Origin of the sequence: Acinetobacter sp. 1542444, from assembly GCF_000581835.1 — a bacterium.
GTDB lineage: Bacteria > Pseudomonadota > Gammaproteobacteria > Pseudomonadales > Moraxellaceae > Acinetobacter > Acinetobacter pittii.
In genome coordinates this window covers 260,360-283,549 of the sequence record NZ_JEYA01000001.1, presented here as the reverse complement: position 1 = coordinate 283,549, position 23,190 = coordinate 260,360, and the positions used below count along the sequence as shown (strand labels likewise).

General features: G+C 37.7%; 23 protein-coding genes. 10 read left to right on the top strand and 13 right to left on the bottom strand.

Annotated elements, in window-relative coordinates:
* The first annotated feature begins 41 nt into the window (after positions 1 to 41).
* Entirely contained in the window at positions 42 to 1,658 is a 1,617-nt protein-coding gene (locus J580_RS05765; protein WP_002114289.1) for a purine-cytosine permease family protein, read from the top strand.
* Between the two features lie 56 nt (positions 1,659 to 1,714).
* On the opposite strand, the gene J580_RS05760 is transcribed toward J580_RS05765, so the two are convergent.
* Positions 1,715 to 2,170: an Lrp/AsnC family transcriptional regulator gene (locus tag J580_RS05760; protein WP_000376211.1), complete on the bottom strand. Its 456-nt coding sequence runs from the start codon at positions 2,168 to 2,170 to the stop codon at positions 1,715 to 1,717.
* A gap of 156 nt (positions 2,171 to 2,326) precedes the next feature.
* On the opposite strand from J580_RS05760, the gene J580_RS05755 reads away from it, so the two are divergent.
* Positions 2,327 to 2,938 (top strand): LysE family translocator, encoded by a 612-nt coding sequence (locus J580_RS05755; RefSeq protein ID WP_000885232.1) that lies wholly within the window; start codon positions 2,327 to 2,329, stop codon positions 2,936 to 2,938.
* Between the two features lie 70 nt (positions 2,939 to 3,008).
* On the opposite strand, the gene J580_RS05750 is transcribed toward J580_RS05755, so the two are convergent.
* On the bottom strand, positions 3,009 to 3,620 hold the full coding sequence (locus J580_RS05750; RefSeq protein ID WP_032003407.1) for a LexA family protein: 612 nt from the start codon (positions 3,618 to 3,620) through the stop codon (positions 3,009 to 3,011).
* A 287-nt stretch (positions 3,621 to 3,907) separates the two neighbouring features.
* On the opposite strand from J580_RS05750, the gene J580_RS05745 reads away from it, so the two are divergent.
* Positions 3,908 to 4,141 (top strand): hypothetical protein, encoded by a 234-nt coding sequence (locus tag J580_RS05745; protein WP_002114518.1) that lies wholly within the window; start codon positions 3,908 to 3,910, stop codon positions 4,139 to 4,141.
* A 62-nt stretch (positions 4,142 to 4,203) separates the two neighbouring features.
* On the opposite strand, the gene J580_RS23905 is transcribed toward J580_RS05745, so the two are convergent.
* The gene (locus tag J580_RS23905) at positions 4,204 to 5,649 is read right to left on the bottom strand and encodes a KGG domain-containing protein (RefSeq protein WP_032003406.1); all 1,446 of its coding nucleotides are present in this window, start codon (positions 5,647 to 5,649) and stop codon (positions 4,204 to 4,206) included.
* A 474-nt stretch (positions 5,650 to 6,123) separates the two neighbouring features.
* On the opposite strand from J580_RS23905, the gene J580_RS05735 reads away from it, so the two are divergent.
* Entirely contained in the window at positions 6,124 to 6,525 is a 402-nt protein-coding gene (locus J580_RS05735; protein ID WP_032003405.1) for a DUF6367 family protein, read from the top strand.
* Positions 6,526 to 6,664: 139 nt separating this feature from the next.
* Positions 6,665 to 7,543: an SDR family oxidoreductase gene (locus tag J580_RS05730; RefSeq protein WP_000432004.1), complete on the top strand. Its 879-nt coding sequence runs from the start codon at positions 6,665 to 6,667 to the stop codon at positions 7,541 to 7,543.
* Positions 7,544 to 7,597: 54 nt separating this feature from the next.
* Here the strand turns inward: J580_RS05730 and katE are convergent, their stop codons facing one another.
* Together katE and J580_RS05720 are read right to left on the bottom strand one after the other, a co-directional pair.
* Positions 7,598 to 9,742: a catalase HPII gene (gene katE, locus J580_RS05725; RefSeq protein WP_081403543.1), complete on the bottom strand. Its 2,145-nt coding sequence runs from the start codon at positions 9,740 to 9,742 to the stop codon at positions 7,598 to 7,600.
* A gap of 41 nt (positions 9,743 to 9,783) precedes the next feature.
* Positions 9,784 to 11,202, bottom strand: a complete 1,419-nt coding sequence (locus J580_RS05720; RefSeq protein WP_032003403.1) for an iron-containing redox enzyme family protein — start codon at positions 11,200 to 11,202, stop codon at positions 9,784 to 9,786.
* Between the two features lie 314 nt (positions 11,203 to 11,516).
* Here J580_RS05720 and J580_RS05715 point away from each other — a divergent pair, with 314 nt between their 5' ends.
* The 3 genes from J580_RS05715 to surA1 all read left to right on the top strand — a co-directional run bounded on the left by J580_RS05715 (position 11,517) and on the right by surA1 (position 12,933).
* Positions 11,517 to 11,993 (top strand): CinA family protein, encoded by a 477-nt coding sequence (locus J580_RS05715; protein ID WP_032003402.1) that lies wholly within the window; start codon positions 11,517 to 11,519, stop codon positions 11,991 to 11,993.
* Positions 11,994 to 12,272: 279 nt separating this feature from the next.
* Positions 12,273 to 12,500, top strand: a complete 228-nt coding sequence (locus J580_RS05710; RefSeq protein WP_002114279.1) for a hypothetical protein — start codon at positions 12,273 to 12,275, stop codon at positions 12,498 to 12,500.
* Between the two features lie 115 nt (positions 12,501 to 12,615).
* On the top strand, positions 12,616 to 12,933 hold the full coding sequence (gene surA1 / locus J580_RS05705; protein ID WP_002114287.1) for a surface antigen protein 1: 318 nt from the start codon (positions 12,616 to 12,618) through the stop codon (positions 12,931 to 12,933).
* 82 nt (positions 12,934 to 13,015) lie between these two features.
* Here surA1 and J580_RS05700 read toward each other — a convergent pair whose 3' ends face one another.
* From J580_RS05700 to J580_RS23630, 3 genes are all read right to left on the bottom strand, one after another.
* Complete coding sequence (locus tag J580_RS05700; protein WP_032003401.1) at positions 13,016 to 13,237, bottom strand: hypothetical protein; 222 nt, start codon at positions 13,235 to 13,237, stop codon at positions 13,016 to 13,018.
* A gap of 95 nt (positions 13,238 to 13,332) precedes the next feature.
* Positions 13,333 to 13,761: a hypothetical protein gene (locus J580_RS05695; protein WP_032003399.1), complete on the bottom strand. Its 429-nt coding sequence runs from the start codon at positions 13,759 to 13,761 to the stop codon at positions 13,333 to 13,335.
* 265 nt (positions 13,762 to 14,026) lie between these two features.
* Entirely contained in the window at positions 14,027 to 14,173 is a 147-nt protein-coding gene (locus J580_RS23630; protein ID WP_005069891.1) for a hypothetical protein, read from the bottom strand.
* A 904-nt stretch (positions 14,174 to 15,077) separates the two neighbouring features.
* Here J580_RS23630 and J580_RS23750 point away from each other — a divergent pair.
* Positions 15,078 to 15,380 carry a hypothetical protein gene (locus J580_RS23750; protein ID WP_016806122.1) on the top strand — a complete coding sequence of 101 codons (303 nt, stop codon included), beginning with the start codon at positions 15,078 to 15,080 and terminating at the stop codon, positions 15,378 to 15,380.
* Here J580_RS23750 and J580_RS05685 read toward each other — a convergent pair.
* Complete coding sequence (locus J580_RS05685; RefSeq protein WP_032003398.1) at positions 15,373 to 16,278, bottom strand: LysR family transcriptional regulator; 906 nt, start codon at positions 16,276 to 16,278, stop codon at positions 15,373 to 15,375. The two genes, J580_RS23750 and J580_RS05685, sit on opposite strands and share 8 nt — an antisense overlap.
* A gap of 111 nt (positions 16,279 to 16,389) precedes the next feature.
* On the opposite strand from J580_RS05685, the gene J580_RS05680 reads away from it, so the two are divergent.
* The gene (locus J580_RS05680; RefSeq protein ID WP_032003397.1) at positions 16,390 to 17,628 is read left to right on the top strand and encodes an SGNH/GDSL hydrolase family protein; all 1,239 of its coding nucleotides are present in this window, start codon (positions 16,390 to 16,392) and stop codon (positions 17,626 to 17,628) included.
* 49 nt (positions 17,629 to 17,677) lie between these two features.
* Here the strand turns inward: J580_RS05680 and J580_RS05675 are convergent, their stop codons facing one another.
* The 4 genes from J580_RS05675 to J580_RS05660 all read right to left on the bottom strand — a co-directional run bounded on the left by J580_RS05675 (position 17,678) and on the right by J580_RS05660 (position 23,131).
* Positions 17,678 to 19,033 (bottom strand): MFS transporter, encoded by a 1,356-nt coding sequence (locus J580_RS05675; protein ID WP_032003395.1) that lies wholly within the window; start codon positions 19,031 to 19,033, stop codon positions 17,678 to 17,680.
* Between the two features lie 100 nt (positions 19,034 to 19,133).
* The gene (locus tag J580_RS05670) at positions 19,134 to 20,417 is read right to left on the bottom strand and encodes a DcaP family trimeric outer membrane transporter (RefSeq protein WP_081403571.1); all 1,284 of its coding nucleotides are present in this window, start codon (positions 20,415 to 20,417) and stop codon (positions 19,134 to 19,136) included.
* A gap of 276 nt (positions 20,418 to 20,693) precedes the next feature.
* Positions 20,694 to 21,365: a class I SAM-dependent methyltransferase gene (locus J580_RS05665; RefSeq protein WP_032003392.1), complete on the bottom strand. Its 672-nt coding sequence runs from the start codon at positions 21,363 to 21,365 to the stop codon at positions 20,694 to 20,696.
* Between the two features lie 71 nt (positions 21,366 to 21,436).
* Complete coding sequence (locus J580_RS05660) at positions 21,437 to 23,131, bottom strand: AMP-binding protein (protein WP_032003391.1); 1,695 nt, start codon at positions 23,129 to 23,131, stop codon at positions 21,437 to 21,439.
* Between the last annotated feature and the right edge of the window lie 59 nt (positions 23,132 to 23,190).

The window sequence follows — 23,190 nt, the reverse complement described above, 5'->3', positions numbered from 1 at the left end:
ATTTGTGTTGATTGACCGAAAATGATTGGGAGATTGATGTTATGAGTGTATCTGAACATCCAAATCTGGACACTGTGCAAGGTACAGATTCACAAAAAGCAGTGAATGAAACCTTAGAAGATTATACTTTACGTTATGCTCCACACAGCTTTCGGCGCTGGAGTCCCAAAGTTGTCGCTATTACTGCTCTTGGTGGTATTGCCTATCTTGCTGACTTTTCTATTGGCGCCAGTATTGGTATGTCTTACGGAACAACCAATGCTGTTTTCTCCATTTTATTTGCAGCGATTATTATCTTCTTAACCGGCATTCCTTTAGCCTACTACGCAGCGCGCTATAACATCGATCTTGACTTGATTACCCGCGGTGCAGGTTTTGGTTATATCGGTTCGGTCCTGACCAGTATCATTTTCGCCAGTTTTACCTTTATTTTCTTTGCCCTTGAAGGTTCAATCATGGCGCAAGGGTTATTGCTCGGTTTAGGCATTCCGCTTTGGGCAGGTTACCTCATCTCAACAGTTATGGTCATACCGCTGGTGATTTACGGCATGAAAGCCTTAAGTAAATTACAAGTCTGGACTACCCCGCTTTGGCTCGTGCTGATGATTGGTCCTGTGGCCTATCTGATTTATCAAGAACCTACCTTAGTCAGCCAGTTTGCAACTTTCACAGGTAACGAAGGTTTTGCAACTGTAGACATGGCTGCAATCATGCTGGGTGCGGGTATATGCTTATCCCTAATTATGCAAATTGGTGAGCAAATTGATTACTTACGTTTCATGCCTGCTAAAACAAAAGAAAATAGCAAAGCATGGTGGGCTGCGGTTATTTCAGCAGGTCCAGGTTGGGTGATTTTAGGGGCAATTAAACAAATTATTGGGGCATTTTTAGGTTTCTATTTACTTACTAAAATACCGGGCGTAAACAGTACTGAACCTGTTCAACAGTTTAATGCGGCGTTTCATGACATGCTTCCGGGTTGGGCTGCTTTAACACTTGCAGTGATTTTGGTGGTTATTTCTCAAATTAAAATTAATGTGACCAATGCTTACTCTGGTTCCCTTGCATGGACAAGTGCCTACACACGTATAAGCAAACATTATCCTGGTCGTATTGTGTTTGTGATGGTGAACTTGGCAATTGCACTTGCTTTGATGGAAGGCAATATGTTTGCGGTACTGGGTAAAATCTTAGGATTCTATTCAAACTTTGCAATTGCATGGGTTGTAGTTGTTGCAACAGACATTTCAATCAACAAATATGTTTTAAAACTTTCACCTAAAGAGCCGGAATATCGTCGTGACATGCTATACAACGTAAACCCTGTCGGTATGGTTGCATTCCTTGTATCAGCAGGCTTATCGATTGCAGCATTCTTCGGCTTACTCGGTAGTTTCTTGGCACCTTACTCACCGCTTATCGCACTTGTGCTTGCTTTTGTATTAACACCAATCATGGGCTTATTAACCAAAGGAAAATACTACATCAAGTCACACGATGACGGTATTAAAGAACCACGTTATGATGCTGAAGGTACTCCTGTAGCAACCGTTTATCACTGCCGCGTATGTGAGCAAGGTTATGAACGTCCAGATATTATGTTCTCTCATAAACATAACGGTACGATCTGTTCTTTGTGTAAAACACTCGATGCTTAAGTATTCTTAAAACTAAAAAAGAAGCTTTAAAGCTTCTTTTTTATATCTGAGGATTCTTAGCCAATCGGAAATAAACGTTCAGGCACCACATCTTTCATCACAATGGTTGAGATGAGTCGTTGCACACTGGGAATAGCAGATAATTTTTCATCGTACAAACGCTGGAAAGCAGGTAAATCTTTAGCCACCACATGCAGCAAATAGTCTGGCTCACCAAATAAGCGCTGCGCCTGAATAATTTGTGGAATATCAATCACAGCATTTTCAAACTTCTCAACCGCCTGTTTATCACCTTCTTTAAGCGTAATAAAAACAATCGCTGAAAATTCAAATCCAACTAAGTTTGGGTCGAGCTCTGCCCGATAACCTTTGATAGCTCCTGACTCTTCTAAAGCCTTCACTCGTCTGTGACAAGGTGAAATGCTCAAACCGACTTTTTCTGCCAATTCAGTAATAGATAATCGGCCATTCAATTGCAATTCAGCAAGAATCTTTTTATCTGTGCGATCCATTTAGAAAAATTTACCCCAAATGAGTGTGATATGAGCAAACATTTAAAAGCACATTCTAAATACATGAGCATATTATTTTCAACAAGCTCGAATAAATAGGGATTTTTTCTAAACCACGAGCGAAACCTTTGGAAAATAATTTGCTGAGATAAGCATATGGCTTTTAACATTTTTATTGCATTTTGGAGTGTCTCCATTCTTTTTATTATTACGCCAGGGGCAGACTGGGCCTATGCCATTTCAGCAGGGATTAAAGGCAAAGTCGTCGTACCCGCCGTCGCAGGTATGCTATTTGGACACTTTATTACGATTTTATTGGTAGCAGCTGGTGTTGGTCTGCTTGTAGCAAATAATCCAACTGCTCTAATGATTCTTACTGTTGCGGGTTCTGCTTATTTGTTATGGATGGGAATAAACTTATTACTTACCCCTCCTACTCCGAACGAATCTGGTTCTGAAAAAGCTCAGTCATGGTTGAGCTGGGCAACCAAAGGCGTTTACGTGAGTGGATTAAACCCGAAAGTTTTTTTACTCTTTTTAGCCCTGCTTCCTCAGTTTATTGATACTACTGCTTCATGGTCAGTAACAACACAAATTCTTGCCTTTGGTGTTGTCCACATGATTAGCTGCGCGATAATTTACTTAATGGTGGGTTATGGTTCAGAGGCTATTTTGAAAACCAGACCACAAGCAGCACAATTAGTCGGCCGTTTTTCAGGTGGTTTGATGGTTGTTATCGCAACATGTTTATTGATTGGACAAATTTAAAAGTCATTCAGCAAAAAGTTACTGACTCACTTTTCGGGTCAGTAACTTGAATAATAAAATATAAGAAAAATTATCTCATTCGTTTGAGGTTATAAGTCACGACTCCCCAAATAACCAGTTCTTGCCCCTCTTCAATATAAATATTCTGATAATCAGGATTTTCTGCTTTTAGCCAAACTTTAGGTGGATGAAATTGACTATCAATCATTAAGCGCTTCACAGTGAAATCATTATCGATGAGTGCAATCACAATATCACCCGATTTAGCGGAAATGCTACGATCCACAATAAGCGGATCATTAATATCAATTCCAGCATCTAACATTGACAAAGAGTTGGCTTTGACAATAAACGTGGCATTTTCATTTCTAATTAAATATTCATTTAAATCGAGTGCTTGCTCAATATCATCTTGTGCAGGTGAAGGAAAACCTGCCGCAACACGTTCAGTTGCCAAAGGAATGTGGTAAATTTTATCGTTATTCGGGTGGACCTGTTGGACATTAAGTTTTGAGTTAAAGTCAGTCAAGTTATTGGTTTTGACATTATTCAGTAACCAATTTTTGATAAAGTTAACTTGAGACTCGGGAACACGAATGACTTTGGTGGGTTCATTGAACTGTGCTTTACGTCCGGCATTTTCTCGTACACCGCCATGCTCGAACTCTTTTTTCTTTGGCATATTGCCTCCATTCCACTGTTCAAATCCTACACAAACAATGTAACTTGAAAAAGTTACATTTTCAAGTTGACGAAATATTTTTTTTGCATAACAATAAATCTCATGATCAGATTTTAATCCATTTTGCTTTTAACAGGGATGTTTTAACCAAAATGGCAATTTGAAGAAAATCAAAACCTATTTCGAAATAGTCGTTATCGCTGACTGTTTTTTTGATTTTTATCAAATGAGATTCTGAACACTTAACATTCTGGTTAAATTCAGTTTTTGGTATGGAGACATGCGAAATGAAAAATCAACGTGATGCGGTTTTAGGTTATGCAAATGAGCAACATGCTTACTATATTCGCCTAATTGAAAATGATGCGGTTTTAGGTGAAAGCTACGGATTATTTTGTGAAAATCCAGATAGCGAAGCAGCCGAAAGTATTATGACGACACTTTTTTTGAAAAAATCTTTTTGGTTAAACGGTTCTGAATACCTTGATATTGTAAAAGGCCTACAACCTCTCCCTCAGTAAATACAGTAAGTAAGCTAAAAACAAAGGAGGCAAAAGCCTCCTTTGTTTTTAAAACATTCTGCTTAAGACGTAAAACGTCCGTAGGCATCACGTTTTTGATTACGAGAGTTTTGACCACGGCCATCATAATCATCATCGTCATCACGGCTGCGACCACGACCTCGGCCGCCTGAACGGCCTCCGCGATCATCATCGTCATCGTCATCACGGCTGCGACCTCGGCCTCGACCACCTGAGCGGCCACCGCGATCATCATCATCGTCGTCATCACGACTGCGGCCACGACCTCGTCCACCTGAACGGCCACCGCGATCGTCATCATCATCGTCATCACGGCTGCGGCCACGGCCTCGTCCACCTGAACGGCCACCGCGATCATCATCGTCGTCATCATCACGGCTGCGACCTCGGCCTCGACCACCTGAGCGGCCACCGCGATCATCATCATCATCGTCATCACGGCTGCGGCCACGGCCTCGTCCACCTGAACGGCCACCGCGATCATCATCGTCGTCATCATCACGGCTGCGACCTCGGCCTCGACCACCTGAGCGGCCACCGCGATCATCATCATCATCGTCATCACGGCTGCGGCCACGGCCTCGTCCACCTGAACGGCCTCCGCGATCGTCATCATCATCGTCATCACGACTGCGGCCACGACCTCGTCCGCCTGAACGGCCTCCGCGATCGTCATCATCGTCGTCATCACGGCTGCGGCCACGACCTCGTCCGCCTGAGCGACCACCACGATCATCATCATCGTCATCATCACGGCTGCGACCTCGGCCTCGACCACCTGAGCGGCCACCGCGATCATCATCGTCATCATCACGGCTGCGGCCACGGCCTCGTCCGCCTGAACGGCCACCGCGATCGTCGTCATCATCGTCGTCATCACGGCTGCGACCTCGGCCTCGACCACCTGAGCGGCCACCGCGATCGTCATCATCGTCGTCATCATCACGGCTGCGGCCACGGCCTCGTCCACCTGAACGGCCACCGCGATCGTCATCATCATCGTCATCATCACGGCTGCGACCTCGGCCTCGTCCGCTTGAACGGCCACCGCGATCGTCGTCATCATCGTCATCATCACGGCTGCGACCTCGGCCTCGTCCGCTTGAACGGCCACCGCGATCATCGTCATCATCGTCGTCGTAACGGCTTCGGCCTCGACCACCTGAGCGGCTACCGCGATCGTCATCATCGTCGTCATCATCACGACCGCGGCCACGACCATTACGGCCATCATTTTTATGGCTTAATGCACCCGCTTCACGCGCTTCTTCAGACGTAAATTCATGAGCGTTACCACTTGCATGGGCTGCTCGGCCAGCTTCACGAGCTTCTTCAGAGGTAAACTCATGAGCATTACCACTCGCGTGAGCAGCTCGCCCACCTTTGCTGGCTATTTCTCGTACTCTTTCAGGATCCATACTTGCAAATCCACGATTTGAAGTACCTGTTCTATTGTTATCATCATCTTCATATCTAGTATTAGCCATAGTTATATCTTCCTATATTTAATTATAGTCACTACCGCTTTTAGTTAACGGATTTAATAACAATAGAATATCTATAATATTTTCCCACCCAAGTGATGTATCAATCCTTTTAAATGTATATCAATCAAAAAATGAAATTTATTATAAACGTATTATTTTTAAAATATTTTAAAAATTTTAATTATTAATAATTTTACTCTTTAAATAATGAACATACTCATTATTACCTAATAGTACACTATAATATAGTTTTACAAACACAGTTAAAATAATTTAACTGATAACAAAAAATTTCAAAATGTACAAAACAGTAAAATAACACAACATCAGGTCTATTGAGAAAATAACAAACAAACAATTATTTTAATTAAAAAACAATAACATATATCATTACATTTTCAGAATTAATTTACTTGAGAGATTAATATGAATATTTAAAACTAATTTTAATAAGATGGTTTGAGTAACTTAACTATGCAATTAAAAAATCAACAGTCAGCTCTACAATATATTCATATTTCTATCCCTGAAATTTTATTAGGACATATTAAGTCCAAAAACTCATGGCAGGACTATGACAAAGAATGGAGCTATAGATTAGACCCACCTCATGCAAGTCATCCCTTCCAAAGAGACTTATATATTATTAAGTCAAAAAATATAGAACATGAAGATATAAAACTGTTGCTAGATAATATAGCTATTAAAAATAATAAAAATTCAGGAAATATAGATGGAGCAAAAGAAATTATTAAAAAAATATTAGACTTATCTAATAATATACCGATAGAAAACTGGTTAGAGGATACAGGAAATAGATCTATTATTGAAAGCATGATTGATAAAAACAAAATCAAGTTAATCGATATTATTTAGCCCTCAAATATAAAATATTTTTTTACATCCTTACAAATAAAATAACAAAGACAACTTATTAAAAAATTCATTTTACTCACATTTACGCGGTAACAGCTCACTATATGAAAATTAGATATTACAACCGAGGTATTTAAAAATGGAAAACTCAACAAACCAGTATCCAACATCTGCCCCCGCACAAGTTCAATCTCATCAACCAGGTGATCAGGAAAAAATGCATCCTGAACCTGAGATAATAAAAAGTACCCATAAAGGTAGCGATAAGCTAAAAGATAAAGTTGCCGTTATTAGTGGTGGCGATAGCGGTATAGGTCGTTCTGTCGCAGTATTGTTTGCTCGTGAGGGCGCTGATATTGCGATACTTTATCTCGAAGAAGATCAAGATGCCGAAATCACTAAACAACTCGTTGAAAGAGAAGGACAACATTGCCTTTTATTAAAAGGTGATATTTCTGACCCAGATGTTGCAAAACTCGATATTGATAAAGTTCTACAACATTACGGCAAAATTAATATTTTAGTGAATAACGCTGGTGTGCAATATCAACAAAAAGAAATTGAAAGTATTAGTAATGAGCAATTAGAAAAGACATTTAAAACTAATATTTTCCCAATGTTTTATCTTACTAAAGAAGCCATTCCTTATATGGAAGAAGGTGACAGTATTATTAACACCACCAGTATTACCAGCTATCAAGGCCATGATGAGCTCATTGATTATGCAAGTACCAAAGGTGCGATTACGACTTTTACGCGTAGCTTATCGAACAATTTAATGAAACAGAAAAAAGGAATTCGGGTAAATGGTGTTGCACCAGGACCCATCTGGACACCATTAATTCCAAGCAGTTTCGATGCAGAAACCGTTAAAGAATTTGGTAAAGATACCCCAATGGGAAGAATGGGACAACCAAGTGAAGTTGCTCCCGCCTATCTTTTTCTTGCCTCAGATGATGCAAGTTATATTACAGGTCAGGTCATTCATGTAAATGGTGGTCAAATCGTAAATGGTTAATTCCTAAAATATAAAAAAGCCCTGAAAGTTAAAACTTTCAGGGCTTTTTGTTTTTTAAGCTGGTATGTGGGCAGCTATTGGTTCTCGTGACCAAACACGATGAGCCATAATCAGGTTTTTGAACTTTTCAGCAATCGGCTGGAATTCATCTCCAACTAGAGTGCCTTCATCGGGAACTAAACCTAGCGGTTCAAGTAAATCAGATTTATTACCTAAAAACGCAATTGGTTTTAAATGCTTGTAAGCCTCTAATAGATAATGGCGAGTCACTCCGTCTTGCATGACAGCGTTTAAGTTATCGCCATCAGGAATAATCACTGCATCGTAAGCAATTGAAGGTTCAGCCATTTGCATGCCATCAGCAGTAATAATACTGTCTTGATGATCTTTTACAGGAGCTAAGCTTGGCGCTAATAAATGAAGAGTCACCCCTTCTTTAATTGCCCAGTTTTTCATAGCTTCTAATGCATCAGATTTCACTAAATTATGAATAAGTACTGCAACTTTTCGACCTTGAATATCTTGGGGCGGGAAAGCCAAGAAAGATAATTTAGCCGATTTTTCAACTGCAGTTTTTTTATAATCTAGTGTCAAATCAGGCACTTCAATTCCTAAATTAGCGCCTACTTGTCGTGCTAAGTCAAGATCAATATTTGCCAAAATTTGTTGAACTTGACGCTCACGAATGTGTTTTCGTTGCACTTTACTTAATTCAAAAGTATAGGCATCGACCACATGCTTTTGCTCATGAGGGGCAAGGCTCTTGTAGTAAAGGCGCGGTTGAGAAAAATGATCAGAAAAAGTTTCGCTTCTTTGACGAAGTTTGTGTCCGCTAATCTGTTCAGGATAGCTTTCAAAACCGCCGTTTGAAGCAGCAGGTGGGGTTTCGGCTGGCCAATCATTATCAATTGAGTTTGGTTGATATGAAGCCTGCCCTTTATGAATCGTATGCTGGTGAATACCATCACGTTGATTATTGTGGAATGGGCATACAGGTTTATTGATCGGAATTTGATGGAAGTTTGGTCCACCTAAACGGCTTAACTGGGTATCGGTGTATGAAAATAGACGTGCTTGTAGAAGCGGGTCATTTGTAAAATCAATCCCCGGCACAATATGTCCCGGACAGAAAGCCACCTGCTCTGTTTCTGCAAAGAAATTATCTACATTTCTATTTAAAACAAATCGGCCAATTGGTGTCACTGGAACCAACTCTTCAGGAATAATTTTTGTTGGGTCCAATAAGTCGAAGTCAAAGCTCATCTCGTCTTCTTCTTCAACAATTTGTACACCGAGTTCCCATTCAGGATAAACCCCATTTTCAATCGCTTCATAGAGATCACGTCGGTGGAAATCCGGGTCTTTACCTGCAAGCTTTTGAGCTTCATCCCAAACTAAAGCGCTTAAACCTTGTTTAGGGGTCCAGTGGAATTTCACAAAATGTGATTTTCCTTCGGCATTAATGAGACGGAATGTATGAACCCCAAACCCTTGGATTGAGCGTAAATTACGTGGAATTGCACGGTCTGACATAGCCCAAATCACCGCGTGTGCTGACTCAGGCACTAAAGACACAAAATCCCAAAAAGTATCGTGTGCAGTTGCTCCTGTTGGTATTTCTGTATCTGGCTCAGGTTTTACTGCATGAACAAAGTCTGGAAACTTAATCCCATCTTGCACAAAAAACACAGGCGCATTGTTGCCGACTAAATCAAAATTACCCTCTTGGGTATAAAATTTAATGGCAAAACCACGAATATCACGAACGGTGTCAGCAGAACCACGTGGTCCCTGCACTGTTGAGAAGCGTACAAAAATTGGAGTTTGAATGGTTGGGTCAGTCAAAAAACCAGCTTTTGTTAAGCGCTCATTTCCTTCATAAGCCTGAAAGTAACCATGAGCACCCACGCCACGTGCATGCACAATACGCTCAGGAATACGTTCATGGTCAAAATGAGTAATCTTTTCTCGTAAAATAAAATCTTCTAATAGTGTCGAACCGCGAATATCTGCTCTTAAACTATTCTGGTTATCAGCAATTTTAACCCCTTGATTTGTGGTTAATGCTTCATTGGTTGCATCGTCTCTGACTGAGTCTAATTGTTCAGTTTTTTGGGTAGTATTGGCTTTATTTGCAGCGTCAGCACCAGCCATTTCACTTGTTTTATTTGTTGATTTAACATTATCAGTCATGTTCATTACCTATGTTTTAAAGTTAAACGTGGGGTGAATTAAAAACTTCAAGAGTTAGTTTTGTTAAAGGAACTTAAATATGGAAAAAGGAGCTCGACATATTTACGTGTGCTCCAGAGCCCAATGCTTTTATGGTGTGAATCTGGGGCCAAAAACGGAGTCAGCTTGCATATTTTTATGGCAAGATCAGGTGTCTGACGTATACGCTCTTGGAGGGCATCCAGTTCGCCATCAGAAATATAGCTAAACAGATAATCTTGAATGCGCTGGCTATTCTTAAGTTCCCTGCTGTAGGCCAAGTAGTTAGAAGAATGATCACTACCTGCAATCCAGTCATGAATAATTTGTCGTTCTACAGGGTTAAATACCCCAAACATTTTTCCATTTTCTTCATTAATCATTCGCCAGAATACGCTCTGTTCAGGATCGGTATTCAATTTAATCCACTTGTGATCAATGAGATGTGTAACTAAGCCTTTAACGTCTTCTGGATTTGATAACCATTGGTTAATGGTTTTGCATCCAAACTGTCTGGTTTCGTTATGTATTAGCTGCCCCACGAGCGCTTTTCTTTTTAAAATTTTAAGGACTAAATCTTCAAGATTTAAATTTTTAATAATTTTTGAAGAAGAAACACCATGGTTATTAAGAGCAAAACCACGTTTTAATTTATTAAAGAAAGCTTCTTTATCTCTGTATTTATCGTAAATATTTTCTATAACTTTAATTGCTTTATCTGCATGTCCATTATCAATATTGTCGATAGTGATGTGCAAATTAAAATATTTAGAATCAATACCCAGTTCTGCAAGCTCATAATTACTAATGAGTAAATGCAGTGGCAGTTGCTCATAACCTAAATTGAAGCCGACAATTTCGGGAATAAACTCAGGTGGAGCATAGCCAAGCGCCAGCTGAATCACGGCATTATGATAGTATTCATCCTCTAAAAGCAGATCAAAACTATCGAGTCCTAGACTACGCAGCAAGTCTTCATAGATACAGACGTGATTTGCTTTCGGCTCACCGAGTCCAAGCTCTTCTAGATAGGTAATAATAAGGTCATGAAAAACCGGATCGTTCCAGTAGTGAACTGAACTATATAACCATGCACCATCTACCTTTTTAGTTGGAGAGACCTTAATTAAAAATTCAAATGCCTGACCGACATTCTGGAAATACTCTCTCTCACCCCCACTTTGTCTACGATTTAAATAAGCCTGAAATAACTCACAATTTTGTTTATTGTCATTTACACACCATTCTTTAACCATATTTATAGTTGCAGGAAAATCTATTTCATTTTCATTTATTTTATCTATTTCTTTAACAAGGAAATCTCGTGCTTTCTTCTCTTTTTCAAAACTAGAAATATCAGGATCAAGGAAAAAAACGAATAATTCGTAATAGTTCTGTTGATTATCTTGTAATAGGTCTAATAATCTTTTTTTCACTACAACAGGCATTTCTATTCTCCTTTAGTGAGATATAAATTACCATACTTTAACCAAACTATAATCCCAGCCTATCTTTGTTATATTACGTTATTAAGAAATCTCATATATTTTTAAATCATTAAAATTCAATAACATAAATAATAACACAAACTTACATTCTCAACTTTAGAATAATTTAACTATCTGTTTTTATAAAAAATATATAAATAACAAACTAAATTTACATTTGAGTTACTTTTAAAATTATAAAGGCTAAAAACTTAACAAAAAGAAATTAAAATTAATTTTATAAATAAATTAAAACAGTTTTAGGGAGAAAACAAATGTTTAACTCATGTTGCAAATTACTAGCACAAGAAAAAATTAAAATCGCATTTTTTGAAAGTGCTTCGGCGGGTTATCTCGCTTACCGTTTTTCTTTAAGCCCCTATTCTGGTGACATTCTTATTGGAAGCTTAGTTAGTTACGACTTACGTGTAAAAGAAAATACACTTCACATTTCACCTGAACTCATTGAAAAATACACACCTGAGTCGATGCAAGTCACTGTAGAAATGATCAAAAAAGGTAAAGAACTTTTACATGCCGACCTTTATATCGCTTGTACTGGGTTATTAAAAAAAGGAGGCTCTGAAACTCAAGAAAAACCTGTAGGCACCTTTTTTTATTCTATTTATTATAAAGATAATTTTTATAATTTCAGACGTATATTTAAAGGACCTCCTAGCCTTAAACTTATACAATTACTCTATTACATTACACAAGATATTAAATGCATAATATTAGATAATAAAAAATAGAATTCTTTTATAAAAGATAACAAATACACATTTAGAAATAATCATAGTTTTTATTTAACCTCTATGTACCCAAATGTAATTTTAACTATATTCATATTAATTATGTTTAATCATTAAAATTACATTTTATAGAAATCAAGGTTTTATTTAATTTTTAAATTTACATTTAAATATAGGGTAACACCCCAACGCTACACATTAAAAATTTTCATGTTTTAATGAACCTATCTGAAGCTCTCAGATAAAACACACATCATAAATGATATGAGGTAATTAAAGATGAGCACTACTAATAATCAAAGCAATCAACGCAATAATCAGCAGCAACAACAACAGCAAAACGACAACCGTAACAACCAGCAGCAACAAGGCAACCAACAGCAAAACGATCAACAGCAACAAAACAATCAGCAACAACAGCAAAATGACAACCGCCGCCAACAACAAGGCTCTAATCAAAAAGATTCAGGCCAACAAAACTCAAATAACAATAATCAGCAACGCTAATCCGTTGTTGAATTAAATGTCATTTGATGCGGTCATTCATTTTATTTAGGAAGGTGCCCTCACCTTCCTAAATTTAACATAAGCATAAAATTAAATAAGAGAAGAGGAAAAACTGATGACAGATCAAAATACAGACCATGCTCAACTTGTAGCTGGCGACCATAATTATTCTGACTCTCGCTGGCGAGAAAGTTATCTTACTCGACCTTATTATCAAGAAGCTCAATTAACTACGCCAGATCTGGATTATGATCGTGATTTTTCTGCAGCTTATGAACTAGGTCATCGTGCCCGTTCAGAATCTAAAGAAGGAACTCAGTTTGAAGAGATGGAAGGTAGCTTGCAACAAAAATGGGAAGAGCTCAAAGCTGAGTCCCGATTAAAATGGGAACATGCAAAACAAGCCATTAAAGATGCATGGGATGACATGTAACATCCTTAATTGGTCCAAAGCATATAGCTTATTTCCTATTGGCCCTGGGAAATAAGCTTTTTTATTATTTGAAGTATTTATATTAGAAAAACGGCGGCATATTAAAATTATTACTAAGATATTGATTGGCTTGGTGCGGATCATCAAAAATTTCTTTTTTAAATTGTACATCCGGCATTGTAGAAAGAGTATGTGTTGGCTTGATCGTAACTTCTACTACATATCTGTTTTGTTCTTGCTTGGCTTTCACACCATAAATTTCAGAATCATTAATGCAAGTTCCATCAGTAAAATATACAAACATACCGCCACCTTATCTCTTAACTAAAGTTACTGGTTTTTCCCATTTATTTAACATAAAAGCCTAGCAATAGACTTGAGCCGTACGTAAACAAAATTTCAGTTTTGGTTTTTCTTAAAATATTCAATAATTTCTTCCCCGTTATTCACAGGAGTTTCTTTAGCAGGATATGTTTCTTCATAAGCATATGCAGGTAATGCAACTTTATCGCGAATTGGCGGTAACTTTTCTTGGCCACCTGTAGTAATACGCTCAATAAACCCTGCAAGCCATAATACAAATTCTTGTGTGTTTTTACTCTTCGGAATAATACTTAAATCTAATTTAATTTTAGATTCCTGAAGAGGTTTAATCAGCAATTCAGCAAAATCAATATAATTGTATAAAAGTTTAAGTTTTGTCCCCTTAATCTCATGTCTAAGCTCAATCATTAAATTGTTAAGATCTTCCATAGGATCATCTACAAACCCTTTTTTTTCCTTAACATTTTGATAGATTTTCTCAGCTAATTTTAAGTACTGGGGCATATCCTTACCTTTAAAAATTGTTTTCTCTAAAATGAATTTTGGATAAATATAAGTAATTTATTGTGTTTATTTTATTAATTTTTTGAAACTATAATTTACTGAGGAAACAATTCAATAACAACAAATTAATATAAAGGCTATAAGACACTAATTTATTGATTAATTTTATATTTTTATATGATTGCCTTTTTTATTATGTTACATATTTTATAGAAAATAACGATAAGAAAACCCACATAAATGTGAGTTTCCTTAAGCGAAATAATTATGAGTTTTTTTCCATTTGTTGAGTAGTTGCTGGGTCATTCGAGCCATGTGTTCCATCATCATCTGTTGAATTTCGATCTTGGCATGCACTCATACCCATTGCGATTGCAACTACCATACTCACTGCACAAAAAATTCTTAACATTGAGGTCACCCTTATAAATCTTAAGATGTAGGCTTATGAATAACATTATCTTATGTTGGCCTACCGCTGTGGTTCTCTTAAGTTTTGTAGGTTGTGCAAGCTTTTGTAAAAATCTAAATAATATAAATGTTAAAAAATTACTTTTCTTGCAATTGATATTTTAATTAAAATTTGGCAACGGCTATTTATTTAATTACATGATATTCATAAAATCAAAATTTCCCGCTCTTTTTTGACTTATGTTGAAATAAGTCATTACTTGCAAACACTATATAAATAAACAATTAATAAATATTTGATATATAAACATTAAAAATTATTTTTTAACCTCTATTGAACCATTATTCAATATTTTCAATTCTAAATAACTCATTATTTTATTAATGAAAATTTAAAAATATTAATATTTGTTTATATAAACCAATCTTTTATTTTTGCAATTGACCCGCTTTAAGGCTCAGCTTATGATGCTCCGGCTGACCTATTTTGTCAGTCGGTTTTAGCAGACCGTCTACCTAAGCGCACTAAAAACAAGTTTTTTGGTGTGTAGCCCTCGTGCCTTTGACGGAGGAACGGGAGTGGGACACCTTCGGGTGTGCTGGTTTCTTAGGTATCAGTCTGCTAACCCTCTTTCGTTTCACCACCATAATTAATAGCAGTGATTGGGCGCAACTTCTTTCATCAAGGAGTCTCTAATGACTATTATTTTATATCGTGTTTTTTCTTCTACTCTTCATCACGTTATCGACTTAACTGAAAATATTTTCAAGAAAATATCCTACAGTTTTATGTTTCTGCTTTGCTATCTTTTCAGAGTAAATATTTCCATATTTAACGCTCGATAAAGACTAGAAAATTTCTATAAACATGACTTAACGATAACAACAACCAATGAAGAGCAATAATGATGTTTTTTTTATATCGTATTGTTTTAATCTGCACCCTATTAATAAGTTCTATAAGTTTATTAGGTTGCAGGTCTATCAGTAAAAATGAATTTAATACACATTGTGTTTGGGCAGGTCGTGCACTTTCACAATGCAACTGTATTTATAACTCTTTAGAAAAACATTATTCGCCGCAGTTTGTAGAGAACTTACCCAAAGTAAGCTTACAAAATATTAATGCGAATATGCACTTTGTGGAAACTATGAATGAAACTATGCACCAATGTCAGTTAAGCGCAAGAAAAGACTCAATTAACTAACTTTTGCATGCTCTACCAAGAAATCTAAAAAAGCCCTTACGCGCTTAGGGACATATTTATCATGTCCTATCCAAACAGCATGAAATTCTTCTGAAGCCTTGATATTCCAGTCTTCAAGGATTTTGACCAACTGTTTTTGTTCTAAAGCTTTTTTGACTTGGAACTGGTTAAGCTGTGCAATACCAGCACCTGCAAGCGCTAACTGTAAGATGGCTTCTCCATGATTTACTCTTAAAACCTTAGTGGGAGCAAGTGTGATTTCTTGATCGTCTTTTTTAAAAAGCCACGTTTTATTTTGACGTTGGTAACTTACGTCTAAAAGCTGATGTTCGTATAACTCTTCTGGATGCTGCGGATAACCATTCTTTTCAATATAGGTAGGTGAACATACATAATGTTTCTGAGTGCTTCCGAGTGAGCGAGCAACCAAATTTGAGCTTTTCAAAGGTCCCGTGCGAATTGCAACATCAATTCTTTGCTCAACTAAATTAATGACTTCATCACTCAAATGAGCTTCTAATTCTATTTGTGGGTAGCGCTCGTTAAATAGAGAAATACAAGGCAATAAAAAATGCGTCCAATATGAAAGACTGGTATGAATTCTAATTCGCCCTTGCGGTATATGGTTTGCAGTAACAGATTGTTCAAGCTCGTCTAGATCGTTCAGGATTTGAATGCCTTGCTCATAAAATTGGCATCCTTCACTGGTAAGCTGAAACTGGCGTGTTGAACGGTTCAGTAGTCTGACGCCAAGTCTTTTTTCTAAGCGTGAAATTAACTTACTCACAGCAGACGGCGTCATGTCACAAGCTCTTGCGACTGCTGAAAAGCTTCCTAACTCGACCACTCGAATAAAAATTGCCAACTCCCCAGACCGATTAATATCAAAATATGACATAACAAAATCTATTTATGAATTTCATTCACAAATCTTATTCCGCTTATGTTGCTATAACAAGCCAGTAATTTGTTTCAAGATAACTTTAATTTATTTTAAAGAGTTCACGAGATGAAACTTTATCAACCCGCCCTATTCTCTCTTGTTTTATTTACGAGCTTTGCACAAGCAGAAGTACAAAAGAGCCAGTGGGTTACCACTTGGGCAGCTAGTCCCCAAAAAGTCTGGAATAAAGATTTCGTTTTCCCGACCAATATTCCCAATCAAATATCGAATCAGACCATTAAACAAATTAGTCAAATTAGTTTAGGTGGTGAAGCTATTAGACTCGTTTTTACCAATCAATATGGCGATCAACCGCTCTATATTGATAAAACTACCGTGGGGCTAGTCAAAGGACAAAGTCTTAAATCAAAGAATGCTTATCCAGTTTATTTCTCTGGAAAGCTTAAAGCACAAATTTTACCAGGCAAACAACTGATGAGTGATCCAATTCAGCTCCCTGTTCCAGATCATGCACAGTTAATGGTAAATACCTTTATTCAAAGGCCAACTACATTTAAAACTTTTCATTGGGATGCGAAACAAACCAGTTGGCTCATTACGGGTAACCAGACCGCGAACTTAAATACGCCTAGCAGTGCCAAAAAAACAACCGCACGATTATTATTATCAGCTGTAGAAGTAAAACCAAAGCGTAAAGCACATGTTGTTGCAGTCATTGGAGATTCAATTACCGACGGTGCAACTGCAACTTTAGATGCAAATACGAGATGGACCGACTTTTTAGCTAAACGGTTATCGCCACATCAAATAGCAGTCATTAACAGTGGAATTTCAGGGAATCGATTACTTACAGACGGTATGGGTGACAGTGCTTTAGAACGCTTACAAAAAGAAGTATTTCAATATTCAGGTGTGAAAACATTAATTGTTCTGGTGGGTATTAATGATATTTCATGGCCCGGTACTGCTTTTGCACCTAAACAACAAATACCGAGTTTTGAAGCACTCACTCAAGGTTATAAACGTGTTGTAGATGAAGCACATCGCCAAGGTATTCAAGTGATTGGAGCAACCTTATTACCATTTTCGGGAGCTTTACCAAATACTCCTCTTGATAACTATTATCAGCCTAACAAAGATGAATTACGCCAGCGCATTAATCACTGGATCAGAACCAGCCATACATTTGATGGAGTACTTGATCTTGAGCAAGGTTTAAAAGACCCTAAACATCCTGATCGATTAAATCCAATTTATGATTCAGGAGATCATTTACATCCGAATGACCGTGGTAATCAACAAATGGCAAATCTAGTTGATTTAAACCAATTAATTAATCAATAAAACATCCAGATACGGATAGGAATTTGTTTCCTACCCGTATCCATATTGATTAATTCCCCTCTAACTCGACATTAAGTTTTGGTGTAATAGGCTGTTTTTCAGCTGCATATCGTCTTAAAACCATGACGGCGAAAAGCGCTAAAATTGCAGGAATTGCGATCATCACAAAATTCATCTTATGTGGTAACTCTAAACCTAATAACAGGCCCGTTAAGATAGGTCCAACAATTGCCCCAATACGACCAACGCCAGAGGCACAACCAATTCCAGTAGAGCGCACACTTAATGGATAATATTGTGCAACGTAACTATAAAGAAGAATTGAAGTACCAATCGTTGCTGCTCCTGCAACAGTCACCAAACCATATAAAACATAGGCTGGTGACTTAAAGCCTAAACCGACCAGTGCCAAAACACCAGCTAGCAGCATTCCCATAATTACAGGTTTTAAATGGAATTTATCAGACAAAATACCACCACCGATTGAACCGATCATTGCGCCAACATTTAGAGCAAGCAAGAATAAAATACTCTTTCCGAGTGAATACCCTGCTGCCAGCATGAGTTTTGGTAACCAGCTACTTAAGGCATACACCATGAGTAAGCACATAAAGAACACGAGCCAAAACATGAGTGTATTGAAAGCACGGCCTTGTTGAAATAATCCCTTTACAGAACTACCTGTTGGAACATTATCTTCATTAAGCACTAATTGCGTATTGATCGTTAGGTTTTGTTCAGGTGAAATTTTTTGAATAATGCGCTGTGCTTGCTCAGTCTTACCTGTCTTAACTAAAAAGGTTAAAGACTCAGGTAAAAACTTCCAAATGACAGGTAATAAAAATAATGGAATACCGGCAATTAAAAACATAATTTGCCACCCCTGACTTTCAACCAAATAACTACCGATTAATGCTGAAAGAATTCCCCCAATTGCATAACCACTAAACATACTCCCCACCAAAGTACTTCTTATACGTTTAGGCGCATATTCTGATGTAAGTGCAACTAAATTTGGCATGACCCCACCAATGCCTAGTCCTGCCAAGAACCGAAGTATCCCGAACTCAAGTGGGCTTGATGCAAAAGCACCTAAAAAGGTGAAACCACTAAAAAAAGTCACACAGATTAAAATTACCTTTTTACGACCTATTTTGTCTGCCAATGTTCCAAAGAACATCGCCCCAAACATCATTCCGCATAGTGCTGTACTTGCTAACATTCCCGCCTGTACAGCTGTTAACGACCACTCTTGCATTAGCAAAGGCAATACCACGCCATAAATCACCAGATCGTAACCATCAAAAATAATAATCAATAAACACCAAAGTAAAATACTCCAGTGAAAAGGGGTAAATCTGGCCTGATCAATAACTTCATTTACATTTAATTTAGATGTTGTCATTTACTCACCTCCTTTGTGAGATAAATTCATATTCAATTTTTTAAAACGACATACTGCACCCTAAAGAAAAAACAAATTATTCAAGGTTTTATTGAATAAATTAAAAGTCATAACTCGCCATCATATTGAAGCGGTTATCAATCCCGTTACGTCCATCAAAAGTTTCTCGTTCGCCATACACATATTCGACGCCCAAGGTAATTGGTTTGTATGGGTTATAAAGTGCATTCACCCAGCCCTGCCAAAGTTCTTTATTTTGGGTGGTGCTATTACGTTGTAATTCAGCAAAACGGTTATCATCTTTGGCTTTCATATAGCCATAAGCTAAGGTTGAACGAATTTGTGGTGTAAATTGATGAGTAATACCAAAAGAAACGGTATCAAATTCATTGCTATGCATATTGTTTTGATCATCTATTGCATAGCCACTGTTACTCCATAGCAGGAAACGCCCATCTCCTTTGACATGGTAATAATCGGCTTTGAGTAATGTATCGGGCGTAATTTGGTATTTACCGCCCAAGCCTACGCCCCAAGACATTTCTTCATCATTATTCGTTCTCTTTTCGGCAACAAAACTACGTCCCGATAACATCGAGCCATTGGCAAATTTATGATTCAAGCGCCCTACCAACGCTGGTAAACGCATTTTATTATCTGGGTCTGAGGTCGCAGTATATTTCGGATCTTCAAACGATATTGCAAAGCTTGTATTTGCCGTTAAGTTATCGCTATAGCGAACTAGCGGTGATCTTAATAATGCACTGCCTACAAATGTGCCTGCATCAATCGTTTCCGGATAATATTCGGGTGCGATAAATGTTGACCACGTTTGACCAATAAGCCATTTATCAAAAGTTAAATAAGCATGGCGTATGCGAAACTGATCACGAGTGGCTGCGCCAAAGAAGTCCATTTCCAACTTTCCGCCCACATCACCCGCGGCTGTTGGGGTTTTAAAATTCAACCCGAAACGTGTCACATTAACCGTACTGTGCAACTGGTCTTTTTGTGCAGATTCTTCTGGCGTGTTTTCAAGTGGAACACCGCTAATATTGTTATACATGGTAGATGCCCCCTTCATTTGATAAGAAGCATCTGCCCGTATATAACCATATAAGTTAAATTCTGCACCAGACTTGGTTAAACCTTGTTTTGTAGGCTGAATAGCTTGGGGCGTTGCAGTAGTTGCTAGCTCCACTCGTCCTTGCGATAAAGATTTTTGCGCCTGCATATTGGCTTGTAACATAGCCCGAAGTTCTTTCACTTCTTGGCGAAGTTGTGCTATTTCAGGATCTGTTTGACCTGCCAAAGCGGAAGACATAAACAGGGTCACAGAAACAGCCAACAGGCTTTTTTGAACCGTTGTATTTAAAACTTTCATCATGAAATTTTCCTTTTGATCTTTAATTAGACTTAAAGATCTCGACATCCTTTTTGTTATGTACCCATCTAAAATAGGTGCTTAAAATTTGTCTTTCTTTCACAAGAAAAACCTTCGATCATATTTTTTAGACAAAACCTCCCTAAAGCGGCCTAAAAACCACTTTTAATTTGTTTTAAGTAAAGCTAAATCTTCTAATTCTTTTCAGTTTTTATATTCTCTTCCTCATTGAGAATATGCAGGTTTTATATCCGTATTAACGCTTTCCCAAATCCATTATTTTTTTGCAATAAATCCTTGATACGTCAAAATTTGCGTATAAGGATGCACACTTTCAAAACCAGTTTTTTCTAAAAGTTTTATATATCCTTCAGTGGTTAGGCTAAAAAAGTCTTGCGCCATACGCTCTAACATTTTTTGACATTGTTCTTCTGTTAAGCCTTGTGCCAAACATAAATAACGTAAAGCTTGAAGATGCTGTGGATTTACACACGTCATTAAATCGTAAGTCAACAAAACAGCTTTTTCTTTTAAACGATCATAAATATCTTTAAAAAAAACAGGTTTTATGTCATCTGCAATAAAATGAGCCACGAGAATAGAAAGTGCAGCATCAAAGCAATTCTCAAGAGGTAAAGCTGACGTTTCACCGTGAACAAAGGTGACTTGAGAAGATTTATCTAAAAGTTCAACCTGTTCCTGAGCTTTTTGCAGCATAGTCAAAGATGGATCAACTGCTGTAAATTTCCAGTTTGGATGACGTTTAAGTAAATATTCGAGTTCATACCCCGTCCCACATCCCACAATTAGGATATGAGCATTAGGCGGCAACACTGATTGCAAAATGGCATCCACCTGTTGATGGATCACTTCATAACCGGGAATTAATTTACGAATATGTTCGTCATATCCTTCGACTACCTTTGGACTATTAAAGTCTTTTGCCATTTTGCCTATCCTCTATTTAAGCTGCCTTTCAACTTATAGTTTGCTGCACTTTGACCAAACTTTTAACCTCTTTAGTCAAAGACATTTCCAGTTAAGTTAAGTTCAGCTCGCATAATTTCCTGCAATTTAAACTTCTGCGCTTTGCCTGAAGCTGTCATTGGAAACTCATTAAAGAATCGGACATAGCGCGGCACTTTATTATGAGAAATATGCTCTTTGCAGAATTGGCGAATGCTGTCTTCATCAATTTGATGATGCTCATGCAAAATAATACAAGCACAGAGTTCTTCGCCATATCTGGCATCTGGTAAGCCAATGACTTGGACATCACTTACATCGGGATGAGTGTATAAGAAGTCTTCAATTTCTTTTGGAAAGAGATTTTCCCCACCACGAATCACCACATCTTTAATACGGCCTTTGATTTTAATAAAACCGTCTTGATCCATTTCGGCAATATCACCTGTATGCATCCAGCCAGCTGAATCAATGACTTCTTTGGTCTTTTCTTCTTCACCCCAATAACCAGCCATCACTGAATAACCACGAACGCATAGCTCACCCAAAGTTCCTTGCGGAACAATCTGCCCCTCTAAATCGACAATTTTAATTTCAACATGCGGATGAACATGCCCAACTGTGCTTACTCGTTTATCAATCGAATCATTTACCGAACTTTGTACACTCACTGGCGAGGTTTCAGTCATACCATAACAAATCGTGATTTCAGACATGTGCATGCGGTCTATAACCCGCTGCATAATTTCTCTTGGACAAGGACTACCTGCCATAATGCCCGTTCTTAAGCTCGACAGGTCAAACTCATTAAACTGTTCATGTTCTAAGGTTGCAATGAACATGGTAGGCACGCCATAAGCTGCCGTACAACGCTCTTGATGAATCGCTTTTAAAGTTTCTAAAGGATTAAATACCGCCGATGGATAGACCATGGTTGAACCATGCGTAACACATGCTAGATTTCCCATCACCATGCCAAAACAATGAAACAACGGTACAGAAATACAGACTTTATCTTGAGGAGTTAAACGAATGCCTTCACCGACAAAATAGCCATTATTTAAAATATTATGGTGGGTCAACATGGTCCCTTTAGGATTACCTGTTGTACCTGAAGTAAATTGAATATTAATGGTTTCATCAAACTGAAGTTGCTTGGTTAATAGTTTTAATTGTTCTAGCTGTTCAGAAGTTGGCGTAGTGACCAAATCACTAAAGCGATGAATACCCGTATGTTGCTGATCATCGATTTTAATGACAAATTTTAAATGTGGTAGTCGCGCTGAACTGAGCACTTTGTCAGTACAAGTGGTTAACTCAGGGGCAATTTTTGTGAGTAGTTCTTGGTAATCAGTCGTTTTGAATTGAGAAGCAATAATCAATCCTTTGCATGAGACTTTATTCAACACATATTCAAGTTCATGGCTTTTATAAGCTGTATTTAGATTGACTAAAATAATCCCTGCTTTAAAAGCTGCAAATTGGGTTACCGTCCATTCCACACAGTTAGGTGACCAGATGGCTAATCGATCACCTTTTTTTAATCCCAATTTTAAAAGGCTACAAGCAAAAGCATTTACTTCATCCTGTAAAGCTTTATAGGTTAATCGTCTGTTTTGATGAAAACTAACGATTGCTTCTTTTTCAGCATATTGCCGACAAGCCTGATCAAATTGTTCACCAATGGTCATACCCAATAAGGGCTGCGTGCTTGGTCCCGAGGCGTAGCTTAACCGTTCTTGTTGCATTGAATCATTCTCCTTGATTCTTTTATTCTCTTCTTACCTGATCTAATTGTTGTTACTGC